The following is a 17,522-nucleotide window of genomic DNA, read 5'->3' as shown; positions in this document are numbered from 1 at the left end:
TGCGGCGCCGAGTCGGGGTGCTTGGCGGCGCCTACGACCCCGATGGGCAAAAGGAGTGACGCTACCGTGAGGCGTACCAAAAAGATCATCCCTATCGCGCTGCTGGCGCTTGCCGCCGCAGCCTGCGCGCCTTCCACGGCCACCGGCGCCCCTTCGCCGGCGACGAGTGCCCAGCAGCCGCTGCCCGGCCCCTCGCTCGATGCGAACTTCGACCTGGACGCGCTGGTCGCCGCCGCCAAGAAGGAAGGCAGCGTGCTGGTCTACGACTCCAGCGGCGATATCGAAGAGGTGGCCAAGGCGTTCACCGCGAAGTACGGCATCAAGATGGAAGGGGTGAAGTCGGATACCCCGCAGACCGCCGAGAAGATGATCAGGGAGCACGCCGCCGACAACATCACGATCGACGCGGCGATGTACGAGGACGGCGGCGTGCTGGTGGGCCAGCTGATCCCGCAGGGTGTGGCGCAGACATGGGTGCCCGGCGACCTCACGGACCAGATCCCGGCCGAGAACCAGAACCCGCTGCTCGCGCTGTCGAAGGCCACGGTCTTCGCCTACAACACCAAGCTGTCGCCGGAAGGGTGCCCGGTGAAGAACGTGTGGGACCTGACCGAGCCGGAGTGGGCCGGCAAGCTGGTGATGCAGGACCCGCTGGGCAAGCCGACCGTGCTGTCGTTCTTCACCCAGATGGACGCGCACGGCAACCAGGCGCTGGAGCAGGCCTACCAGACCAAGTACGGCAAGGCCCTGGAGACCAAGGAGAAGAGCGCCGCCTATGAGTGGATCAAGCGGATGGCGGGCAACAAGCCGGTGCTGACCGGCTCCGACGAGGACATCTCCGGGGCGGTGGGCGCGCCGAGCGCCACCGACAAGAAGATCGGCTTCATGTCGATCTCGAAGTTCCGTAACAACGAGGACAAGGGATACACCCAGGCGACGTGCGAGGGGATGGCGCCGTTCGTCGGCTTCAGCTACCCCAAGTACGTCGCGGTCGCCGCCAAGAGCAAGCACCCCAACGCGGCCAAGCTGTACGTCCACTTCATCATGACCGAGGAGGGCGTCAAGCACGAGATCGGCGAGGGCGGCATCTCCGGCAACAGCACGGTCAAGCCCCCGGTCACCCCACCCGGGCTGGCCGACTGGAAGGGACAGCTCTTCCACACCGACCCCAAGGGACTCCTCGGAGACCTGCAGGGCCGTCAGACCGTGTCCGACTTCTGGCGGGTCAACCACGGCTGACCCGGTGAGTTTGAGATCCGGTGCCGCGTTCGTCGGAAGACAGGTGGACGAACCGGCGGTGCCGGCGGTGCGGGCATCGGGGGAGCAGGTGACGGTCGCCCGATGCCCGTGGCCCGGCCCGATGTCGGGCCGGGCCACGGCGATACGGATGGCGTGATCGATGTCGGCATGACCGGTGAGGATGCCCCGGTCGGGAAGTGCTGAACCGATCTGATGTTCCCATGGCTTTTCTAACGGCTGCCTGTCGGCCGTTCGGCCCGGTCAAGACCTTGCGGCGGACGATCTTTTTCCCGGACCCGCCGCCGGACGGCGTGGACGTGCGCGCCGGGACCGGGGCCGTACGGGTCGGCGTGAATCAGGCAGAGGGCGCGGCCGACTGGTGATCACCGCCACGCGGGAGTCCGCGCCGGTTGACCCTCCCGCTGATTCCCGGTGTTCGTCCGTGCGGATCGGTGAGCCGCCGCGTTGCCGCGGCGGCGTTCCTGTTTCCTCGGTGCGTGCCCGGCACGAACACCGGGACCCGTCGCTTCGCGGCGGGCGTTTGTCGTCTCCCCGCGACTCTGGGCGCCCTTGGCCGCGAGCGTGGCCAGATCACGAGCGGCGTTCGGATCCCGATCCAGGATCAGGCCGTACTCGGTGCGCCCATACGCGCGTCCGGACAGGGGCGGCTCGCCTGTCACCGTGCCGCGACCCGGACACGTCTCACCGCTGGGATAGCAGCGGCCGGTCTTGTCGGTGAGCAGGCGTCGTACCTTGCTTGGCTCTGCGTGGGCCACCGCCCGGGCGCCGGTTGGCCGGTATCCCCGGCACGTTGAGGTTCTCGACCACGACCCTGCCACGGGTGGCCACCAGGCGGGTGGTGAGCCGGCACAGCCCGTCACACCGCTGGGATAGAACCCTCACTGCCTTCCCATGAAGCGCAGGCCTGTTCCGGCATGCAGGTGAAGCCCCGATGCCGAGTCCAGCAGCCATCCACGCCAAACGCTCGGCTGGGAAATCCCAGCCGAGCGTCTGATCAAACTACTCGCGGCTTGATCGACCGGTCATACGCTGCCGACCGGCTCTCGAATCCGCCGAGGGCTTTCCTCGCTACTCAGTCGCGCGGGTCCCAGCCGTCGGTGTCCACGTCCAGGTCGAGTCCGTCGGCGATGTCACTCCACTCGGCGAACTTGAAGTTCGTGTTCTCACGATCGGGCGTGGTCGGCGTGTTGGCGCCGTCGTGCGAGATGAACATGCCCTCCTCGAAGTCGCCCAGCGGGACGTTCAGCACGGTCGAGCCGTCGCTGTGCTCGACGCCGTCGATGCCGTTGTGCGATCCGATCCCGAACTGCCCCAGGTAGGCGTTGGAGCCTTCCCTGCGGTAGACGGCGAAGGTGTTGTCGCCCTGGCTGGAGGCCAGCAGGTAACCCTTGCCGTCCTCTCGGTAGTAGATCGTGAGACCTTCGGCGTCCGCGGTCAGACGCTGACCGCCGTAGCCCGGGTCCGCACCGGAGGTGCACTCGTCCGTCACCGGGTCGTAGGTGGCGGGCACGCCGTACTCGCGGACCTTGTCCACCAGCACGGGGGTTCCGGTGAGGTCCGCGCGCATCCGCCAGATGCCGACGTCCTCCTGGGCCGCGTAGAGGACGTCCCTCTCCTGGTCCACGACCATGCCCTCGACCTGCGGCTCCCGGCCCGGCTCGTCACAGGGCGTCCAGCTCTGGCCGTTCGGCAGGGTGAACGACGGGGGCAGGTTCAGGGTGTTGACGAGCTGGTAACCGACCGTGCCGTTCGGCTTGGGAAGAAGCTTGACCAGGCCGATCGAGGTCCGGTGACGGCGGCTGACCAGCGCGTAGGTGCCGGTGGAGTCCTTCCAGGTGGTCAGGCCGTACGCGGTCTCGGCGTCGTTGACCTGCTGCTGGGTGGTGTTGAACACGAACGGCGCGGCCGGGTCGGTCACGTCGGTGAGCTGGCCGTTCGCGATCGCGTAGATCCGCAGCTGGTCCCGGCCACGGTCGGAGACGACCGCGAGGTCCCGGCCGCCGAAACCGTAGGTGACGTCGACGTTGTTGAACCGTCCGGCTTCGTCGTCAGGTCCCGGGGCCGCGGGTGCGGCGAGGTGCTGAATCTGCTGCCCGTCGAGGTTGTAGACGAAGAGCCCACCCTCCTTGGCTGTGCCGATCACCACGCTCTTGCTGGACTTGGACGGGTGGACCCAGATCGCCGGGTCGTCGCCGTTGGAGTTGCCGCCGGCTTCGTCGTCGTACAGGGCGGGGGTCTCTACCTTGGGTTCCACCACCGAAACACTATGACTGGTTGCGGGGAGCGACGCTCCGCCTACCAGTGAGAACGTCAGGGCTGCCAGGAAAAGCCTGGACAGAGGACGCATTGCGCCTCCTCGTTTGGGGGATGAGGTTCAACAAGAACGTAACGACGAATTCACCATAAATCAATAGGACGTACGTATGTCATGACATAGATCCTGTAAGGGGTGCTCGCGCTGTCATATATCCGGTTTGAGGGGGGACGAAAACACCCGCTCGTCGTCCGGACGGCTGGCTTCGTGCCCGACGGGTGGGTTGAGGCGGAGCTCGCCGTGGTCGCACCGGTCGAGCTACTCGGCGACATGGCGGCACACGCTGACGGGCGGGATCCACCGGCCTCCGGGGTTCTCGCGTGCCCCAAGTGTCGGTGGACGGCTCTAACCTTCTGCCATGAACAGCGATTTCGACTTCCTGCACGGCAGCTGGGACATCGACAACCGTAGGCTCGTCACCCCCCTGAGCGGGAGGGATGAGTGGGAGGAGTTCCCCAGCGTCGCCGTCTGCCGCGGTTTCTTTGACGGCGCGGGCGTCTTCGACGAGATCACCTTCCCCACGAAGGGCTTCAAGGGGGTGTCGATACGGACCTTTGACGTCGAACGCGAACTGTGGGCGATCTACTGGATCAACAGTGAGACCGGAATCCTCCACAACCCCGTCTTCGGCACGTTCACCGACGGGAAGGGGGTGTTCCACGGCGATGAGACCCACGAGGGCACGCCCATCCGGATGCGGTACACATGGTCGGAGATCACACCGACATCGGCCCTGTGGGAGCAGGCGTTCTCCGCCGACGGGGAGAAGACCTGGGAGACCAACTGGACGATGAGGCACACCCGCCGCGCGTGACGCGGTACCGCTCCCCGCGCCCCGGCCGGGATGGGAATCCGTGAATCGGCTCGGGCACGGGGCAGGGTGGGTGGAGGACGATATCGGTGGCCCTCCACCCTCGGCCCTGGGAGCGGGGACCGCCGTCCGGCGTTCGGGGGACGGAGCCGGACAGCCACGACCCTATGCTTCCGCCGACCCGATGTATGCGTAGAAATACATCCCTACCGCAGGCAGACTCGTCACCCTCGGGGTCGGTCATGACAGTCCGGCATCCTTCGCCCTGCGAATCTCGGGGCGCCCAGAGCGGCCCGGTCCCGCCGCCACGAGCCTGCGCCACTCCTCCGAAGGCGCACCCGGGGGAGCGGAGGAGTCACGGGCACCCCCTATGCCCACTCGGCCAGGATTCCGGCCTCCTTCTCCGGATCGATGCCGTGCCCGCGGAACGCGCGCTGCCCCGGCGGGACGTCACGCAGCCACGCCCAGGTGTCGCGGACGGTCTCGGCGACCGGGCGGCAGGTCAGCCCGGCCGCGATGGCCTTCGCCGACGAGGGCAGCCAGACACCGGCGAACTCGGGACCGCCGGGAGCCCAGACCGGGAACTCGGTCCACGGTGACACCTTCCGATCGAGCAGGAAGCTGTCGTCGACCCAGACGAACTCGGCGTCCGAGCCGGTCGCCGCGCGGCACTCGGCCAGCCAGCCGCCGTAGGTGATGTTGCCACGCACCCCGCTGGTGAGGAAACGGTCGGCCGTCCCGGCCTCGGCATGGGTGAGGACGAACGAGGCGATGTCGCGGGCGTCGATGAGTTGCATCGCCCGGTCCGGGTCACCCGGGGCCAGTACCCGCCCGCCCCGGGAGATCCGGTCCAGCCACCAGGGCAGACGGCCCACGTTCTCGTACGGACCCAGGATGAGACCCGGCTGGATGATCAGTACGTTGCCGTCGAAGCCCTCCTCCACCGCCCGCTCGCAGCCCGCCTTGAGCATGCCGTAGTGACCGTCCTCGGGACCCGCGTCCGACGCGCACTCGAAGAGCGGTGAGCTCTCGTCGCACTCCCGCTCGGGGAAGTCGGAGAGAGCCGAGATACTGGAGATGTACGCGTAGGTGCCCGCCCGCCCGGCGAGCCTCCGCACCGACTCGCCGACGACCCTCGGGACCTGCCCGTGGACATCGATGACGGCGTCCCACTCCCGGCCCGCCACCAGGCGATCCAGGTCTTCCGGCACCTCACGGTCGCCCCTGACCGCTTCCACGCCCAGCAGGTCGACCCCGTTGCGCCCCCGGTTGAACGTCGTGACCTCGTGCCCGCGCCGCAGCGCCTCCTGGGTGATCGCCCGGCCGAGGAAGACCGAACCACCCATGATCAAAACTCTCATAGCGCCTCATTCTGGGCGCCCGGTGGATACGGGGCCACAGGCTTTCACCCGTAGCGCAAGCCATCCGCTCACAGCGGACGGCTCGCGATCGGAGGATGCTCCAGCAGGTGCACCCGGGCGGTACCGATGTCGAAGTACATGCCGACCAGCTCCAGGTGTCCGGCGCGGAACAGCTGGTCCACCTGCGGGTAGGTCCGGAGGTTCTCCAGTTGCTGGATCACGTTGACCCGGCAGAGGCGGTCCAGCGGGCCCTCATCGTCACCGGCGCTCTCGCCCGCGATGAACCGTGCCAGGGTGTGGTTGCCGTGGCGCAGCCAGCGGCCCAGCGCCGGCAGACCCGCCGCCTTCTCACCCCCGCTGAGCAGGGCGGTCATCGCCCCGCACCCCGAGTGCCCGCAGACCGTGATGGTGCGGACGTTGAGCGCGTCCGTCGCGTACTCGATCGTCGCGGCCACCGAGTCGTCCGCCGGCACGGAACCCCGCCGGGGCACCAGGTTGCCGAGGTTGCGGAGGGTGAACAGGTCTCCCGGGCCGCTGGCGGTGATCAGGTTCGGCACGATGCGGGAGTCCGCGCAGGTGATGAAGAGATGCGAGGGCTCCTGCCCGCGGGCCATGCCGTGCAGGAGGGGGCGGACCAGCGGTGCCGTGCGCCGGTGGAACTCCCGCGCCCCGGCCAGCAGATCGGGCACGGCGGGACTGCCGCCGCGGGGCGCGTGCCGGGTGGCGACCAGCGGATGGCGGGTCGAGCGCCGTCCGCTCCGCCGGTGGGACCAGGGCAGCCACCACCGGTCAGGTGCCGGGGGCGGGGTCTTGGCGGGGAACACCCGGGCGCCGCTGGCCGCCATGGCGTACCACTCGTCGTGGATCTCGTCGATGTCCACGCTCCCGCCGCCGCGCTCGTGCTCGTGCCGCCAGTTGTGGATGGCCTCAAAGGCCGCGTTGTCCATGAAGTCGATGTTCAGGTCGAGGTCGACCGAGGCACCCGCCGGGATGGCCCGCAGCTCCGAGGTGAGCGTGGGCACCCCCAGGAAGGTCAGTGAGCCGCCGATCACCACGTGCCAGCGGCCGTCCGGCTCGGCGACGGCCCGCACGGTCACCCGGGTGAGGCGGCGCAGCGCGAACAGCGCGGCGAGGCCGAGGCCGACCAGCACTCCCTCGGCGAGGCCGAGCAGCACCACCCCGGCCATCGTGACGACGTACACCGGCACCTCGCTGTGGCCGCGCAGGTTACGCAGATGCCCCATGTTGACCATCTGCACGCCGATGAAGACCAGCAGCGCGGCGAGCGCCTCCATCGGGATCAGGGCGATCATCCACCCCAGGCCGACCGCGAACAGCAGGATCCACACGCCGTGCAGGATCGTGGACCAGCGGCTGCGCGCCCCCGCCCTGACGTTGGTGGTGCTGCGGACGATGACCCCGGCCACGGGCAGGCCGCCCAGCGCGCCGGTCACCATGTTGGCCACGCCCTGGCCGATGAGCTCCCTGTCGAGGTCGGAACGCCTGCCCTCGTGCAGCTTGTCGACGGCCACCGAGCAGAGCAGCGACTCCACCCCGGCCAGCAGCGCCACGATCAGCACCGCGGCGATGATCCCGTGCCAGTCACCCGTGGGCCAGAGCGGGGCGGCCCAGGAGTCCAGGCTGGCGGACAGGTCGATCCGGGTGACCTCCCAGCCGAGCGCCCAGGCGGTCACCGAGGCGGCGAGCAGGGCCGCCAGTGGCGCGGGGAAAACCCGCACCCTGGCCGGCAGGCGGGTCCAGGCGACCAGGACCGTGATGGTCAGCAGGCCGACGAAGACCGCGTGCGTGTGGTTGTGAATGATCTGCTGGGGCAGCTCGACGAGGTTCTCGATCGCGGAGCGCTGCGGGCTCCCGCCGAGCACCACGTGCAGCTGGGCGAGGGCGATCACCACGCCCACCCCGGCGAGCATGCCGTGCACCACGGCGGGCGAGACAGCCAGCGCCGAGCGGGCGACCCGGCAGACGCCCAGCAGCAGCTGCAGGACGCCCGCGAGTAAGGTGATCATGCAGGTGGCCCGCCAGCCGTATCGCACCACCAGGTCGGCGACCACCAGGGACAGTCCCGCGGCGGGTCCGCTCACCTGGACGACCGAGCCGCCCAGCAGACCCGCCACCACACCGCCCACCACGCCGGCGATGAGTCCTGCCGCCAGTGGTGCTCCCGAGGCGACCGCGATGCCCAGTGAGAGGGGCAGGGCCACCAGGAAGACCACCAGGGACGCGGGTAGGTCGTACCGCAGCACGGAGGCGATGCGACCCACCGTAAACAAACCGTCGCTCTTCGTGTCCGTCTCCATGTGCAGACCCTACGGGGCCGTGCGGCATCAGCCGGGCGTTTACCGTGGGCTTTTACGGAGGGCGGGGAGAATCAGCGGTAATAGTCGGGGTAGTCGGGCTCCTGGGTCCCCCGGTGGTTGCCCCGGCCTCGTCCCTCGGCGGGAGTGGTCGCGGTCTCGGGGGCGGTGCCGTAGAGCTCGCCGTAGCTCGGCCAGCTCGCGCCGTCACTCCCGTTGGGAGTTCCGGGCTCCGGCCATGCGACCGGGCTGGCCGGGGTCGCGGGCTGGGGCTCGTAACCGTACCCGCCGGTCGCCCCACCCCGCGGGGCGGCCGGGCGGTCCTGGGTGGGAGGGAAGGCCCGGGAGGGGCCGGTCGAGGCGGAGACCGCCGGGCTCGGACCGGTGATCGCGTCGTCGTCGATGGTGGCCCAGCCCGAGCTGACCTCGTACGAGCCCGCGGGCGGAGCGCCGTAGACCGGCGTCTGGTACGAGGAGTAGGACGGGGCCGGGTCATCGAGGATGTCGGCGGTGTTCGCCGCAGGCCAGCCACCCGACGTCGGGCTCGTGGCCTGTGCCCACGGGTTGTCCGCCGGGTTGCCCTTGGGTGGCTGCGCCGGGTTGTTCTTGGGCGGCTGCGCCGGGTTGTTCTTGGGTGGCTGCGCCGGGGTGCGGTAGGAAGCCGCGAGCGGGTCGGGCGCTGGCGTGGCGGGGAAGCCGCCGCTGGTCGTGGGACCCATGGGGGGCATCGGGGCGGGCGGTCCGCCGTTGCCCGGACGGGCACCGGAGGAGCCGGTGCCGCTGGGCCGGGAGCTCGCGCCGCGGCGAGGGTACGAGCCACCGAGCGGGTCGTTCAGCGGGTCGGGCCGGGAGGGGGCGCCATTGCCCTGGACGGGCTGGGGCGACGGCTGCGAGGGGGTCCGGTTCCCGCCGCGGCGGGAACTCGCCCGCGAGGGACGGGCGTCGCCGAAGGCGCCTGGAGTGGGTGCCGCGAACGTCACGGTCCGCTGCTCGGCGAGTGACGCCGCGGTGGGAGCGGGGTTCGGCTGGACCGGGGCGATGAAATCGTCGAGGCCGGAGGGCAGCGAGGCGGAGGCGACGGCCGGCTCGGGTGCCGACCTGGCCGGTCGGGGAGCGGGGGGTTGCGGGGCGCCGTGGGACGGCTGGGGCCTGGTCGGAAGCGGTGCCTGCGCTGTCGTCGCGTTGGCGTCGATCTGCTGGTTCTCCATGTCGACGGGACGACTCGCGCCCATCTGAGCTGCCAAGGGCCCTCCGAAACCGCCCTCGTCAGCCTGGAGCCGTGTCCAGTAGTCGTCGTCGTAGTCGTCCATCTGACCGAACTCGTTCAGTCCACGCTTGCCCCGGGAGCTCGGCGGCCGCGGCTGGCGTGGCGGCTTCGGCTCGTCGAACGGTGTCAGGTCGGGGGTGAAGTGGTTCATCTTTGGTTCTCTGGTGGCGAAGTCGTCGCTGGACATGCTCGGAGTCAGCGCCTCCTTCTCCGCCATCTCCCGCAGACGTTCCGCGGGGAGTGCGCTCTCCCTGCGGTTCATCGACCGCATTCCCAGTGCCACGACGACGAGCACGAGGAGCACGACGGCGACCAGGCTTACTACGACCGCGATCATTGCACCACCCTCAAGGCCATGGCCTTACAGCGGCGCCGGTGAGGTCGCGCGGCCATCGACGCGACCTTCCCCCATGCATCACCTGCGCTTGGACATTGGATCTGATTGTGTCGGACCACTATGAGCGTTGTCACACCCTAAGTGAAGAATTGGTAACCATTACTACCTCCGGTGTTTGGCCAGTCACTCGATGTGCGCCGCGGTGAGCCGTCCCCAGGCGATCGTCTTGTCCGCGATGCTCCTCAAGGTCTGGTCAAGGGAGGCTCCCTTGCGAAGATCGACCTTGCCGTCGAGCGCGTAGACAGTGAAACGATAGTTCTCCTGGACGCCGCACGGGGGGCTATAGCCCACCTTGCCGTTCGTCGTGCTTCCCTCCACGGCTCCCACCGGGGCGCCACCCTCAGGCAGTTCGTTGGTGCGGGGGTCGATGTCGAAGACGACCCAGTGCACCTCGCCGCCTGTCTGGGAGTTGCTGTCCGCCACGATCGCGACGGACTTCGTGCCCTCGGGCACGCGAGACCAGCGCAACGGGGGGTTACCGGCCGAACCCTTGCATGAATAGTCGGACGGCAGGGGGCCGCCGTCTCTGACCCGAGGGCTGGAGACGCTGATCGGCTCCAGCTGGGATCTCTCCGTCGAGGCCATGCCGCTAGCCATCCCACAACCCGAGGACACGACGACGAGCGCCGCGGCGATCACCGTTCCCGAGATCAGCCGCGGGCGGCGCGTAGACATGTTTGGCTGCCCCATGCCCGATGATGCTACGCGGGTCTGGAAGATGCGCAGACCGGATCGCGAGGTTCCGCTGGGGGGAAAAGGCCGAAAAACGGGCAAAACCGAGGGACGGAAGGGGCGGGAGTTAACATCAAACTGGTTTCGCCGTCCCCGGCCGTCGCGCGCTGGTCATGCCTCGTCGTCTCCGGCGGCCGTGACTCCTGGAACATCTGCGACGGCTGGAGCGCCTGTGGCGGCCGTGCCCCCGAGACGCCCCTCCAATGGGCCGCCCTGCCCCTGCCGGATCCAGTCGGACCGGTTTCCTGGGCCCGGTGGAAACCTCGTGCAGCGGCCTGCCTGGAGCCTCACGGGGAGAGCCGCCCCGGAGTGCGCCCAACGCGGTGAGGCATCGCCCGGCCGCGCTGGGCGGAGAGGACCCGGGGAGTGCTCAGGAGGCACTTCAGGGGCAGGGCGCCTAGACGCGGCTGCGGAACGCGCGGATCGCCAAAGGGGCGAAGACCACGGCGAAACCGGCGGCCCAGAGCAGGGAGAAGAGAGCGGCTCTGGTGACGTCGCCACCGATGAGCAGGCCGCGGATGGCGTCCGCCAGGTGCGTGACGGGGTTGAGGTCGGACCAGGTCTTCAGCCAGGACGGGAAGGTGGCGGAGGGCACCAGGGCACTGCTGGTGAAGGTCAGCGGCATCATCGTGGAGAAGGCGATCATCTGCACCTTCTCGGGACTGGAGGCCTTCAAACCGATCAGCACCGACATCCAGGACATGGCCAGGGCGACCACGACCAGCAGTGCCAGGGCGCCCAGCAGTCCGAAGAAACTGGTGGTGACCCGGAAGCCCAGCACCACGCCGAAGCCGATCAGCAGGGCGAAGGCCCACACCTGCTTGGCGGTGTCGGCGATGATGCGCCCGGACAGGGGCGCGGTGCGGGCGATGGGCAGGCTCCGCAGCCGGTCGAAGACACCCTTGGTGATGTCGGTGTTGAGGCCGATGGCGGTGGAGAGCGTGTAGAACAGGGCGTTCTGTACAAGCAGGCCGGGCAGGGCGAACTGCAGGTAGTCGCCGGTGGATCCGGAGATGGCGCCGCCGAAGACGTAGGTGAACAGCAGCAGGAACATGATGGGCTGGATGCTCAGATCCAGCAGTTCCCACGGGTTGTGCTTGATCTGAACCAGGCTGCGCCAGGCCAGCGTCATGGTCTGCTGCAGGGTGGCCAGGGGGGTGACGCGCTTGGCGGCCATCTGCGGGATGGTCGTCGTCAGCGTGGTCATGCGAAAGCCTCTTCCTTGTCGGGAGTCTCCTCGTCCTCGGGCAGGTGGCCGGTGATGGCCAGGAACACCTCGTCCAGGCTGGACTTGCGCAGCGCCAGCTCCGAGGCGATGACACCCTGCTCGTCCAGACGGCGCACGATCGCGGGGACGGTGGCGGGGTCGTGGACGGAGGCGGTGGCCCTGCCCCCGCTGAGGTCGGGAATCTCGCCCAGCACGTCGGCCAGCACCTTGCCGACCAGATCGAGGTGCTCGGCCTGCGAGGGGCGCACCTCCAGGACCTGGGCGCCGGTGGTCGCCTTGAGCTGGTCGGAGGTGCCGAAGGCGATGACCCTGCCGTGGTCGAAGACGACGATGTCGTCGGCGAGCTGGTCCGCCTCCTCCAGGTACTGGGTGGTGAGCAGCACGGTGACACCGTCGGCCATCAGGCCGCGCACCACGCTCCACAGGTCTGTGCGGCTGCGCGGGTCGAGCCCGGTGGTGGGTTCGTCGAGGAAGAGCACCTGAGGGCGGCCGACCAGGCTGGCGGCCAGGTCCAGGCGGCGGCGCATGCCGCCGGAGTAGGTCTTCGCGGCCCGCCCGCCGGCGTCGGACAGGTCGAAGCGCTCCAGCAGCTCGCCCGCGCGCGCCCGGGAATCGGCGCGTGTCATGCCCAGCAGGCGGCCGATCATCACCAGGTTCTCCACGCCGGTGAGCATCTCGTCGACGGCGGCGTACTGGCCGGTCAGACCGATCAGTGAACGCACCTGGTGGGCCTGGCTCGTCACGTCGTAGCCGCCGACGAGGGCGGTGCCGGCGTCGGGGCGGAGCAACGTCGCCAGGATGCGCACCGCGGTGGTCTTGCCCGCCCCGTTGGGGCCCAGCACACCGAGCAGCCTTCCCTGGGGAACGAGGAGATCCACCCCGTCCAGTGCCCGGGTCTCCCCGTAGCGTTTCACCAGACCCTCGGCCTGGATCGCATAGGTCATCGGTCGTACCTTTCCGTGGTCTTCGGCTCTCCAGCATGTACCGCGCCACCGACATTTTTCGATCCGCGGCCCGGCCGGAGGGGAGCGGGCGCTGCCGGATCGCGGAAGGGGAGCCGCCTCGTCGGAGCACCTGCCCGCGGACCTGCCGCGATGACCCGCCGGGCTCCGGCGGAACTTTTTGCGTCACACCGCCGGAGCGCCCCGTGGGACGTGACCGTTTAGGCTGACAGCGTGAGTGACCGAGCCGATGAGCACAGCCCCGCCTCAGAGGAGGCCACGGCGGCCGGCCGGCCGGGTGAACGCCGCAGGGGCACCCCCGGGCGTGCCCGAGTCTCCCTGCGCGCCCCCGCCAACCCGATCTCGCGCAAGGCGGTCACGTTGTGGCTGATGGAAGGGATCCTCTGGTCCCTTCTCCTGGTGGGCGGCTCTTTCCTGCTGGCGAGGTGGATCGACGAGGGCCGCTGGTCGTGGTTGCCCGGATGGGCGCTGGACAACATCTGGTGGCTGCCCTGGCTGATGGTGCTGCTACTGGTGCCCGGCACGCTCATCGAGCCGTTCTGGCGGTACGCCGTGCACAGATGGGAGCTCAGCGAGGACGTTGTCTACGCCCGTTCCGGGTGGCTCAGCAGGGAATGGGTGTTCGTGCCGGTCAGCAGGATCCAGACCGTCGACAAGGCGCAGGGCTGGTTCGAGCGCATGCTGGGCCTGGCGACCGTCGAGATCCGCACCGCCTCCCACGCGGGCTCGTCCACGATCAAGGGCCTTGACTACGAGGTCGCCGCCGAACTGGCCGAGGGGCTCGCCCGCCGCGCGGAGGAGCTCAGGGACGACGCGACGTGACCGGATCCCCCAGCGACCGTTCACCGGCGGAGCCGCCGGAGGGCACCGAATCCTCGCTGCCCGGTTCCGGGGCCGTCCCGAATCCTGGTCCCGGCCCTGCCCGTTCGGTCGACGGGGCGGGGGAGGGCGCCGAATCCGCGGTGTTCGGTTCCGGGTCTCCCGGGTCCGTCCCGCATCCTGATCCCGCTCGCCCGGCCGACCGGACGGGGCCGTCGCTGCGGCTCAGCCCGAAGGTGTTGCTGACCGATCCGATCCGGATGCTGCCCTCGCTCTTCCTGCCGCTGGCCGGTGTCCTGTTCCTCGGCGGGTTCTCTCCGGGATCGTTCGTGTGGGCGGCGCTGGGCGTCGTCGGCTCCGTCGCGTTCTCGGCCGTGCGCTGGGCCACCTTCACCTACCAGGTCGCCGGTGATCGGCTGGAACTCACCCGGTCGCTGATCAGCAGGTCGGTGCGGACGATCCCGCTGGAGCGGATCCGCGGCGTCGACGTCAGTGCCCCGCCGCTGCACCGCCTGCTCGGCATCGCCGTCCTGCGGATCGACACCGGCGCCGGCGGCGACGACAAACAGGAGGGCGAGCTCGACGGGGTCACCGTGGAGGAGGGGGAGCGGCTCAAGGCGGTGTTGCTCTGGCACGCACGCGCCCGCACGGCGAGACGCGCCCAGGCGCGCGAGACGGCCCCGGCGTCCGGCTCGGGTGACTTCACGGCCGCGAACGTGGCGGAGCCGGCGACCCCCGCCGTCGTCCGTCACGAGGTGGGTGACGCGACCCCCCAGCGGGTGTTCTTCGTGCTGCCGCGGAAGTGGCTCGTCTACGGCCCGCTCTCCGGTTCCTACCTGCTGACCCCGTTCGCGCTGGTCGCCGGTGCCGTGGGCCTGGCGTTCCAGTGGGGCAGCGAGTTCAAGATCGACAGGCGGGTCGTGATGGGGGCGGGGGAGTGGCTCTGGGAGCATCCGCCCCTGCTCGCCGCGGCCCTGGTGCTGCTGCTCCTGGCCATGCCGGTGGTCGGTGTGGTCATGTACGCGGTGTTCAACTGGGACTTCACACTCCGCGCCGCCGAGGGATACCTGATCGCCGGGCGCGGCCTGATCACGCGCAGGAGCGTGTCCCTGGAGCGGCGCAGGGTGCGAGGGTTCGAGTTCGTGGAAGGGCCGGCCGAGCGCTGGGCGGGGTTCGGCCGCGCGTGGGCGATCGTGACCGGTCTCGGCGACTCGGAGACCCGGGGCCAGTTGCTTCCCGTCGCCCCGAGGGAGACCGTGCTCGACGTGCTGGGTGAGGCGATCGGCCCGATCACCACCGGGCTGCGGTCCCACCCGCCGGCGGCGCGCAGGCGCCGGCTGTTTCGGGCGATCTTCCCCTGGCTGGTCCCCGCCGCCTGTGCGACGGCCGCGGCCCTGCTCTGGTCCGGGCTCTGGTGGGCGCTCGCGGTGCCCGCCCTGATCCTCGCGCTACTGGGCATCCCGCTCGGCCTGGACCGCTACCGGTCCCTCGGCCACACCTACGACGGGAGCCGCCTGTCGGTCCGCTCGGGGTCGCTACGCCGCTCTCAGGCGGTGGTGGAGAAGCGGGCGGTCGTCGGCTGGACCCTGAGCCAGACCTGGTTCCAACGCCGCGCCGGTCTGCTGACCGTGACCGCGGGCGTGGGCGCGGGCAGCGGTGGCTATGCCGCCCTCGACATCGGTGAGGCCGAGGGGCCGGCCTTCGCCGCCGAGGTCACCCCGACCTGGCTGGCCCCGTTCCTCGTCTCCGAGGATCTGGGCCGCGGAAACCCGCTTCCCGCAGAGTCCTCGCTCCTCGGATCGGCGACACCCGGCGAACCGCCCACGCCAGACAGATCGTCCTCGTCTGGGGAGCGGGGGAACGGCTGACATACGGCGAGGCGGGGGGCCGGTGTTCCGGTCACCCCCGCCTGACGCGATGCGATCAGTCCTGGCGGCGGGCGCCGAACATGATCTCGTCCCAGGTGGGCACGGACGCCCGCCGCCCCCGGGACTTCTTGGCAGGTCGCGCCGGAGCCGGTGCCGGCTTCGGCGGCTCCGCGGGCTTCTCCGCCGCGGGCTTGTCGACCTTGGTCTCCTGCATGGCCCCCGTGTCCCCCTGTGTCTCTTGCCTGCCCGGCTCGGCCTTGGCCCGCTCGTCCACGCTGACGCGCGCCGCCGGTACAGCTATCGAACCCTCCTGGGCCGGTTCGGTCTCCGGTACGGGGGTCTCCTTCGCCACGATGGCGGTCTCCGCTTTCGCGGAGACCGGCTGCCTCGCCGCCTTCTCGTCCGCCGTGGACCGCTGATCGGTGGGCTCGGGCGGGACGGCGACAGGCTCCGGCGGGGTCGCGGCTGTGGGCGAGAGGGGGGCTGAGATCTCGGCGACCTGGGGAGCCTCCGCGATCTCCGGAACCTCGGCGACCTGGGGAGCCTTCGCGGCCTCCGCGACCACGGGCTCGGCCGTGGCCTCAGGTACGGCGACCGTCGCCTCGGGGGGAGCGGCCGGCGCGTGCGCCGGAATCTGCTCGGGCAGGTCGGGGCCGGCGACCGATCCCGGCGCCGGGGCGGGCACCGGCTCCGGAGCGCCGATCGAGAACGGCTCGACCGGAGCCGGCGCGGCCGCCGTCACGGGGGGCTGGGCGGCGGCGACGGGCTGTGGCGCGGCGGGTGCCGCGGGCTCCGGCTCCGGGGCGGTCGGCGGCTCGTACGCGGCGGGTTCCTGCGTGGCGGGTTCGTACGCCGCCGGTGAGACCGGCTCGTGCGCGATGACCGGCTCCGGCAGCACCGGCTCCGGCGGCCTGACCCGCGCGGCGGGATCGGAGCCCTCGGCCGCGGGAACGGCGGGCTCCGACGTTCGGTCGGACTGGTATCCGGCCGGGTCGGGAGCGCGCAGCGGCGGCACGGACACCCTCGGGGCCTCGTATCCGGCGGGAAGCGGAGGCATGGGCGGCTGCTGGTAGGCGGCCGGAGGTTCGGTCTGGGCGTAGGCGGGCCGGGACTGTGCCACGGACTCGTGCCGCAGGACCGAAGGGAAGGCGACCGGCTGCTGGTTCGGCGGCTCGGGGGCCAGTGGCGGCACCGGAGCGAGCTTGGCCACCCGCGGCACGAACGGCGTGACCGTGGTGTCCTCGACCGGCTTGACGTCCTCTCCGCTGGACAGACGCAGGGCCTCGTCGTCGTGGGGCGTGATGTGGCGCCGACGCGGGTCGAAGAGCCACTCGGCGTTGCGCGTGTGACCGTTCCACACGAACCCGAGCTTGATGCGCCACATGTTGTCGTCCCGCTTGGCGGAGTCCCACTCGATCTCGTCGGCGGGGACGCCGCGGCGGGTCAGCCGCTCGGCGACCAGGTCGCCGAGAGTGGGACCAGGAGCGGAGTCGCCGGGCAGGCGTACGGCGCAGCGCTGCGCCTGCTGTGCCATGTACTCACGTTCCTGGAGCACGGGGCCCTCGAACCACCGCACGCGCTCGACCGGGATGCCCGCCGTATTGGCGATCTCCTCCGCGGTCTCGCCGGCACGGATCCGAGCCTGGATCTCCTTGGGGCGCAACGGACTCTCCACTTCGATCTCGTACTGGCCGAGACGGGAGAAGTTGCCGCGGACGGCAGCACGGAGCCGGTCGTCGACGGGCAGCGTGAACCGGGTACCCCGGCCGGCTGTCGCCAGCACGAGATAGGTCCCGTCCTCACTCACCGCGACGAGTCGGAGCTCCTGCATGCGAGTCCCTTCGTCGTCGTGCTCAATCTTCCCCCGGACCCTTGAGTCTCTCGCGTGTGCCGGTTGCCTGCCAGCACCGTACCCGGCATGTCCGAACATCGCCTTCCTGGATGGGGCTCGCAGCGATGTGACGCCGGTCACATTTGCTCCATTCATCTAATTACAGGGCACCGGTCTGGAGCAGCAACTTCGGGGTCCTCAAGGAATTCTCATGGATAACCCCGTGAACCGCTGCGGACTTCCGCCAAGAATCGGGAGATGGCGGTGAGGCCGGTCCGCCGGTCCGGGGAGGGTATGTCGCGATTGCGGCGTTGTGCGGGGGCCGGTCGTCGCGGTCCGTGACGACGGATCGCGGCG

At 70.1% G+C, this 17,522-nt stretch carries 12 protein-coding genes; 4 read left to right on the top strand and 8 right to left on the bottom strand.

Going from position 1 to position 17,522, the window contains the following annotated elements:
• Positions 1-66: 66 nt before the first annotated feature.
• Entirely contained in the window at positions 67-1,239 is a 1,173-nt protein-coding gene (locus tag IG98_RS0121630) for an ABC transporter substrate-binding protein (RefSeq protein WP_084195542.1), read from the top strand.
• Between the two features lie 1,093 nt (positions 1,240-2,332).
• On the opposite strand, the gene IG98_RS0121620 is transcribed toward IG98_RS0121630, so the two are convergent.
• On the bottom strand, positions 2,333-3,607 hold the full coding sequence (locus tag IG98_RS0121620; protein WP_030914889.1) for a phytase: 1,275 nt from the start codon (positions 3,605-3,607) through the stop codon (positions 2,333-2,335).
• 325 nt (positions 3,608-3,932) lie between these two features.
• Here IG98_RS0121620 and IG98_RS0121615 point away from each other — a divergent pair, with 325 nt between their 5' ends.
• On the top strand, positions 3,933-4,388 hold the full coding sequence (locus IG98_RS0121615) for a hypothetical protein (RefSeq protein WP_030914886.1): 456 nt from the start codon (positions 3,933-3,935) through the stop codon (positions 4,386-4,388).
• A 365-nt stretch (positions 4,389-4,753) separates the two neighbouring features.
• Here IG98_RS0121615 and IG98_RS0121610 read toward each other — a convergent pair whose 3' ends face one another.
• From IG98_RS0121610 to IG98_RS0121585, 6 genes are all read right to left on the bottom strand, one after another.
• Positions 4,754-5,746: an NAD-dependent epimerase/dehydratase family protein gene (locus tag IG98_RS0121610; RefSeq protein ID WP_030914883.1), complete on the bottom strand. Its 993-nt coding sequence runs from the start codon at positions 5,744-5,746 to the stop codon at positions 4,754-4,756.
• Between the two features lie 68 nt (positions 5,747-5,814).
• A complete protein-coding gene (locus IG98_RS0121605; protein WP_030914881.1) occupies positions 5,815-8,064 on the bottom strand; it encodes a SulP family inorganic anion transporter in 2,250 nt (749 codons plus the stop codon).
• A 71-nt stretch (positions 8,065-8,135) separates the two neighbouring features.
• Entirely contained in the window at positions 8,136-9,665 is a 1,530-nt protein-coding gene (locus IG98_RS0121600) for a hypothetical protein (RefSeq protein WP_030914878.1), read from the bottom strand.
• A gap of 183 nt (positions 9,666-9,848) precedes the next feature.
• Positions 9,849-10,415, bottom strand: coding sequence for a YbhB/YbcL family Raf kinase inhibitor-like protein (locus IG98_RS0121595; protein WP_030914875.1), 567 nt, complete (start codon positions 10,413-10,415; stop codon positions 9,849-9,851).
• A gap of 439 nt (positions 10,416-10,854) precedes the next feature.
• Complete coding sequence (locus IG98_RS0121590) at positions 10,855-11,664, bottom strand: ABC transporter permease (protein ID WP_030914873.1); 810 nt, start codon at positions 11,662-11,664, stop codon at positions 10,855-10,857.
• Positions 11,661-12,629: a daunorubicin resistance protein DrrA family ABC transporter ATP-binding protein gene (locus tag IG98_RS0121585; protein ID WP_030914869.1), complete on the bottom strand. Its 969-nt coding sequence runs from the start codon at positions 12,627-12,629 to the stop codon at positions 11,661-11,663. Before IG98_RS0121585 ends, IG98_RS0121590 begins: the two co-directional genes overlap by 4 nt.
• Positions 12,630-12,860: 231 nt before the next feature.
• Here IG98_RS0121585 and IG98_RS0121580 point away from each other — a divergent pair, with 231 nt between their 5' ends.
• Both IG98_RS0121580 and IG98_RS0121575 read left to right on the top strand, forming a co-directional pair.
• Positions 12,861-13,469 carry a PH domain-containing protein gene (locus IG98_RS0121580; protein ID WP_245651654.1) on the top strand — a complete coding sequence of 203 codons (609 nt, stop codon included), beginning with the start codon at positions 12,861-12,863 and terminating at the stop codon, positions 13,467-13,469.
• A complete protein-coding gene (locus tag IG98_RS0121575) occupies positions 13,466-15,334 on the top strand; it encodes a PH domain-containing protein (RefSeq protein ID WP_245651653.1) in 1,869 nt (622 codons plus the stop codon). Before IG98_RS0121580 ends, IG98_RS0121575 begins: the two co-directional genes overlap by 4 nt.
• Positions 15,335-15,389: 55 nt before the next feature.
• Here IG98_RS0121575 and sepH read toward each other — a convergent pair whose 3' ends face one another.
• Positions 15,390-17,165: a septation protein SepH gene (gene sepH, locus IG98_RS0121570; RefSeq protein ID WP_030914863.1), complete on the bottom strand. Its 1,776-nt coding sequence runs from the start codon at positions 17,163-17,165 to the stop codon at positions 15,390-15,392.
• Positions 17,166-17,522: the final 357 nt, after the last annotated feature.

This window comes from Streptosporangium amethystogenes, assembly GCF_000721075.1.
Taxonomy (GTDB): Bacteria; Actinomycetota; Actinomycetes; order Streptosporangiales; family Streptosporangiaceae; genus Streptosporangium; species Streptosporangium amethystogenes.
Note: the sequence above shows the minus strand (reverse complement) of the source record. Positions and strands in the feature narration are given on the sequence as shown.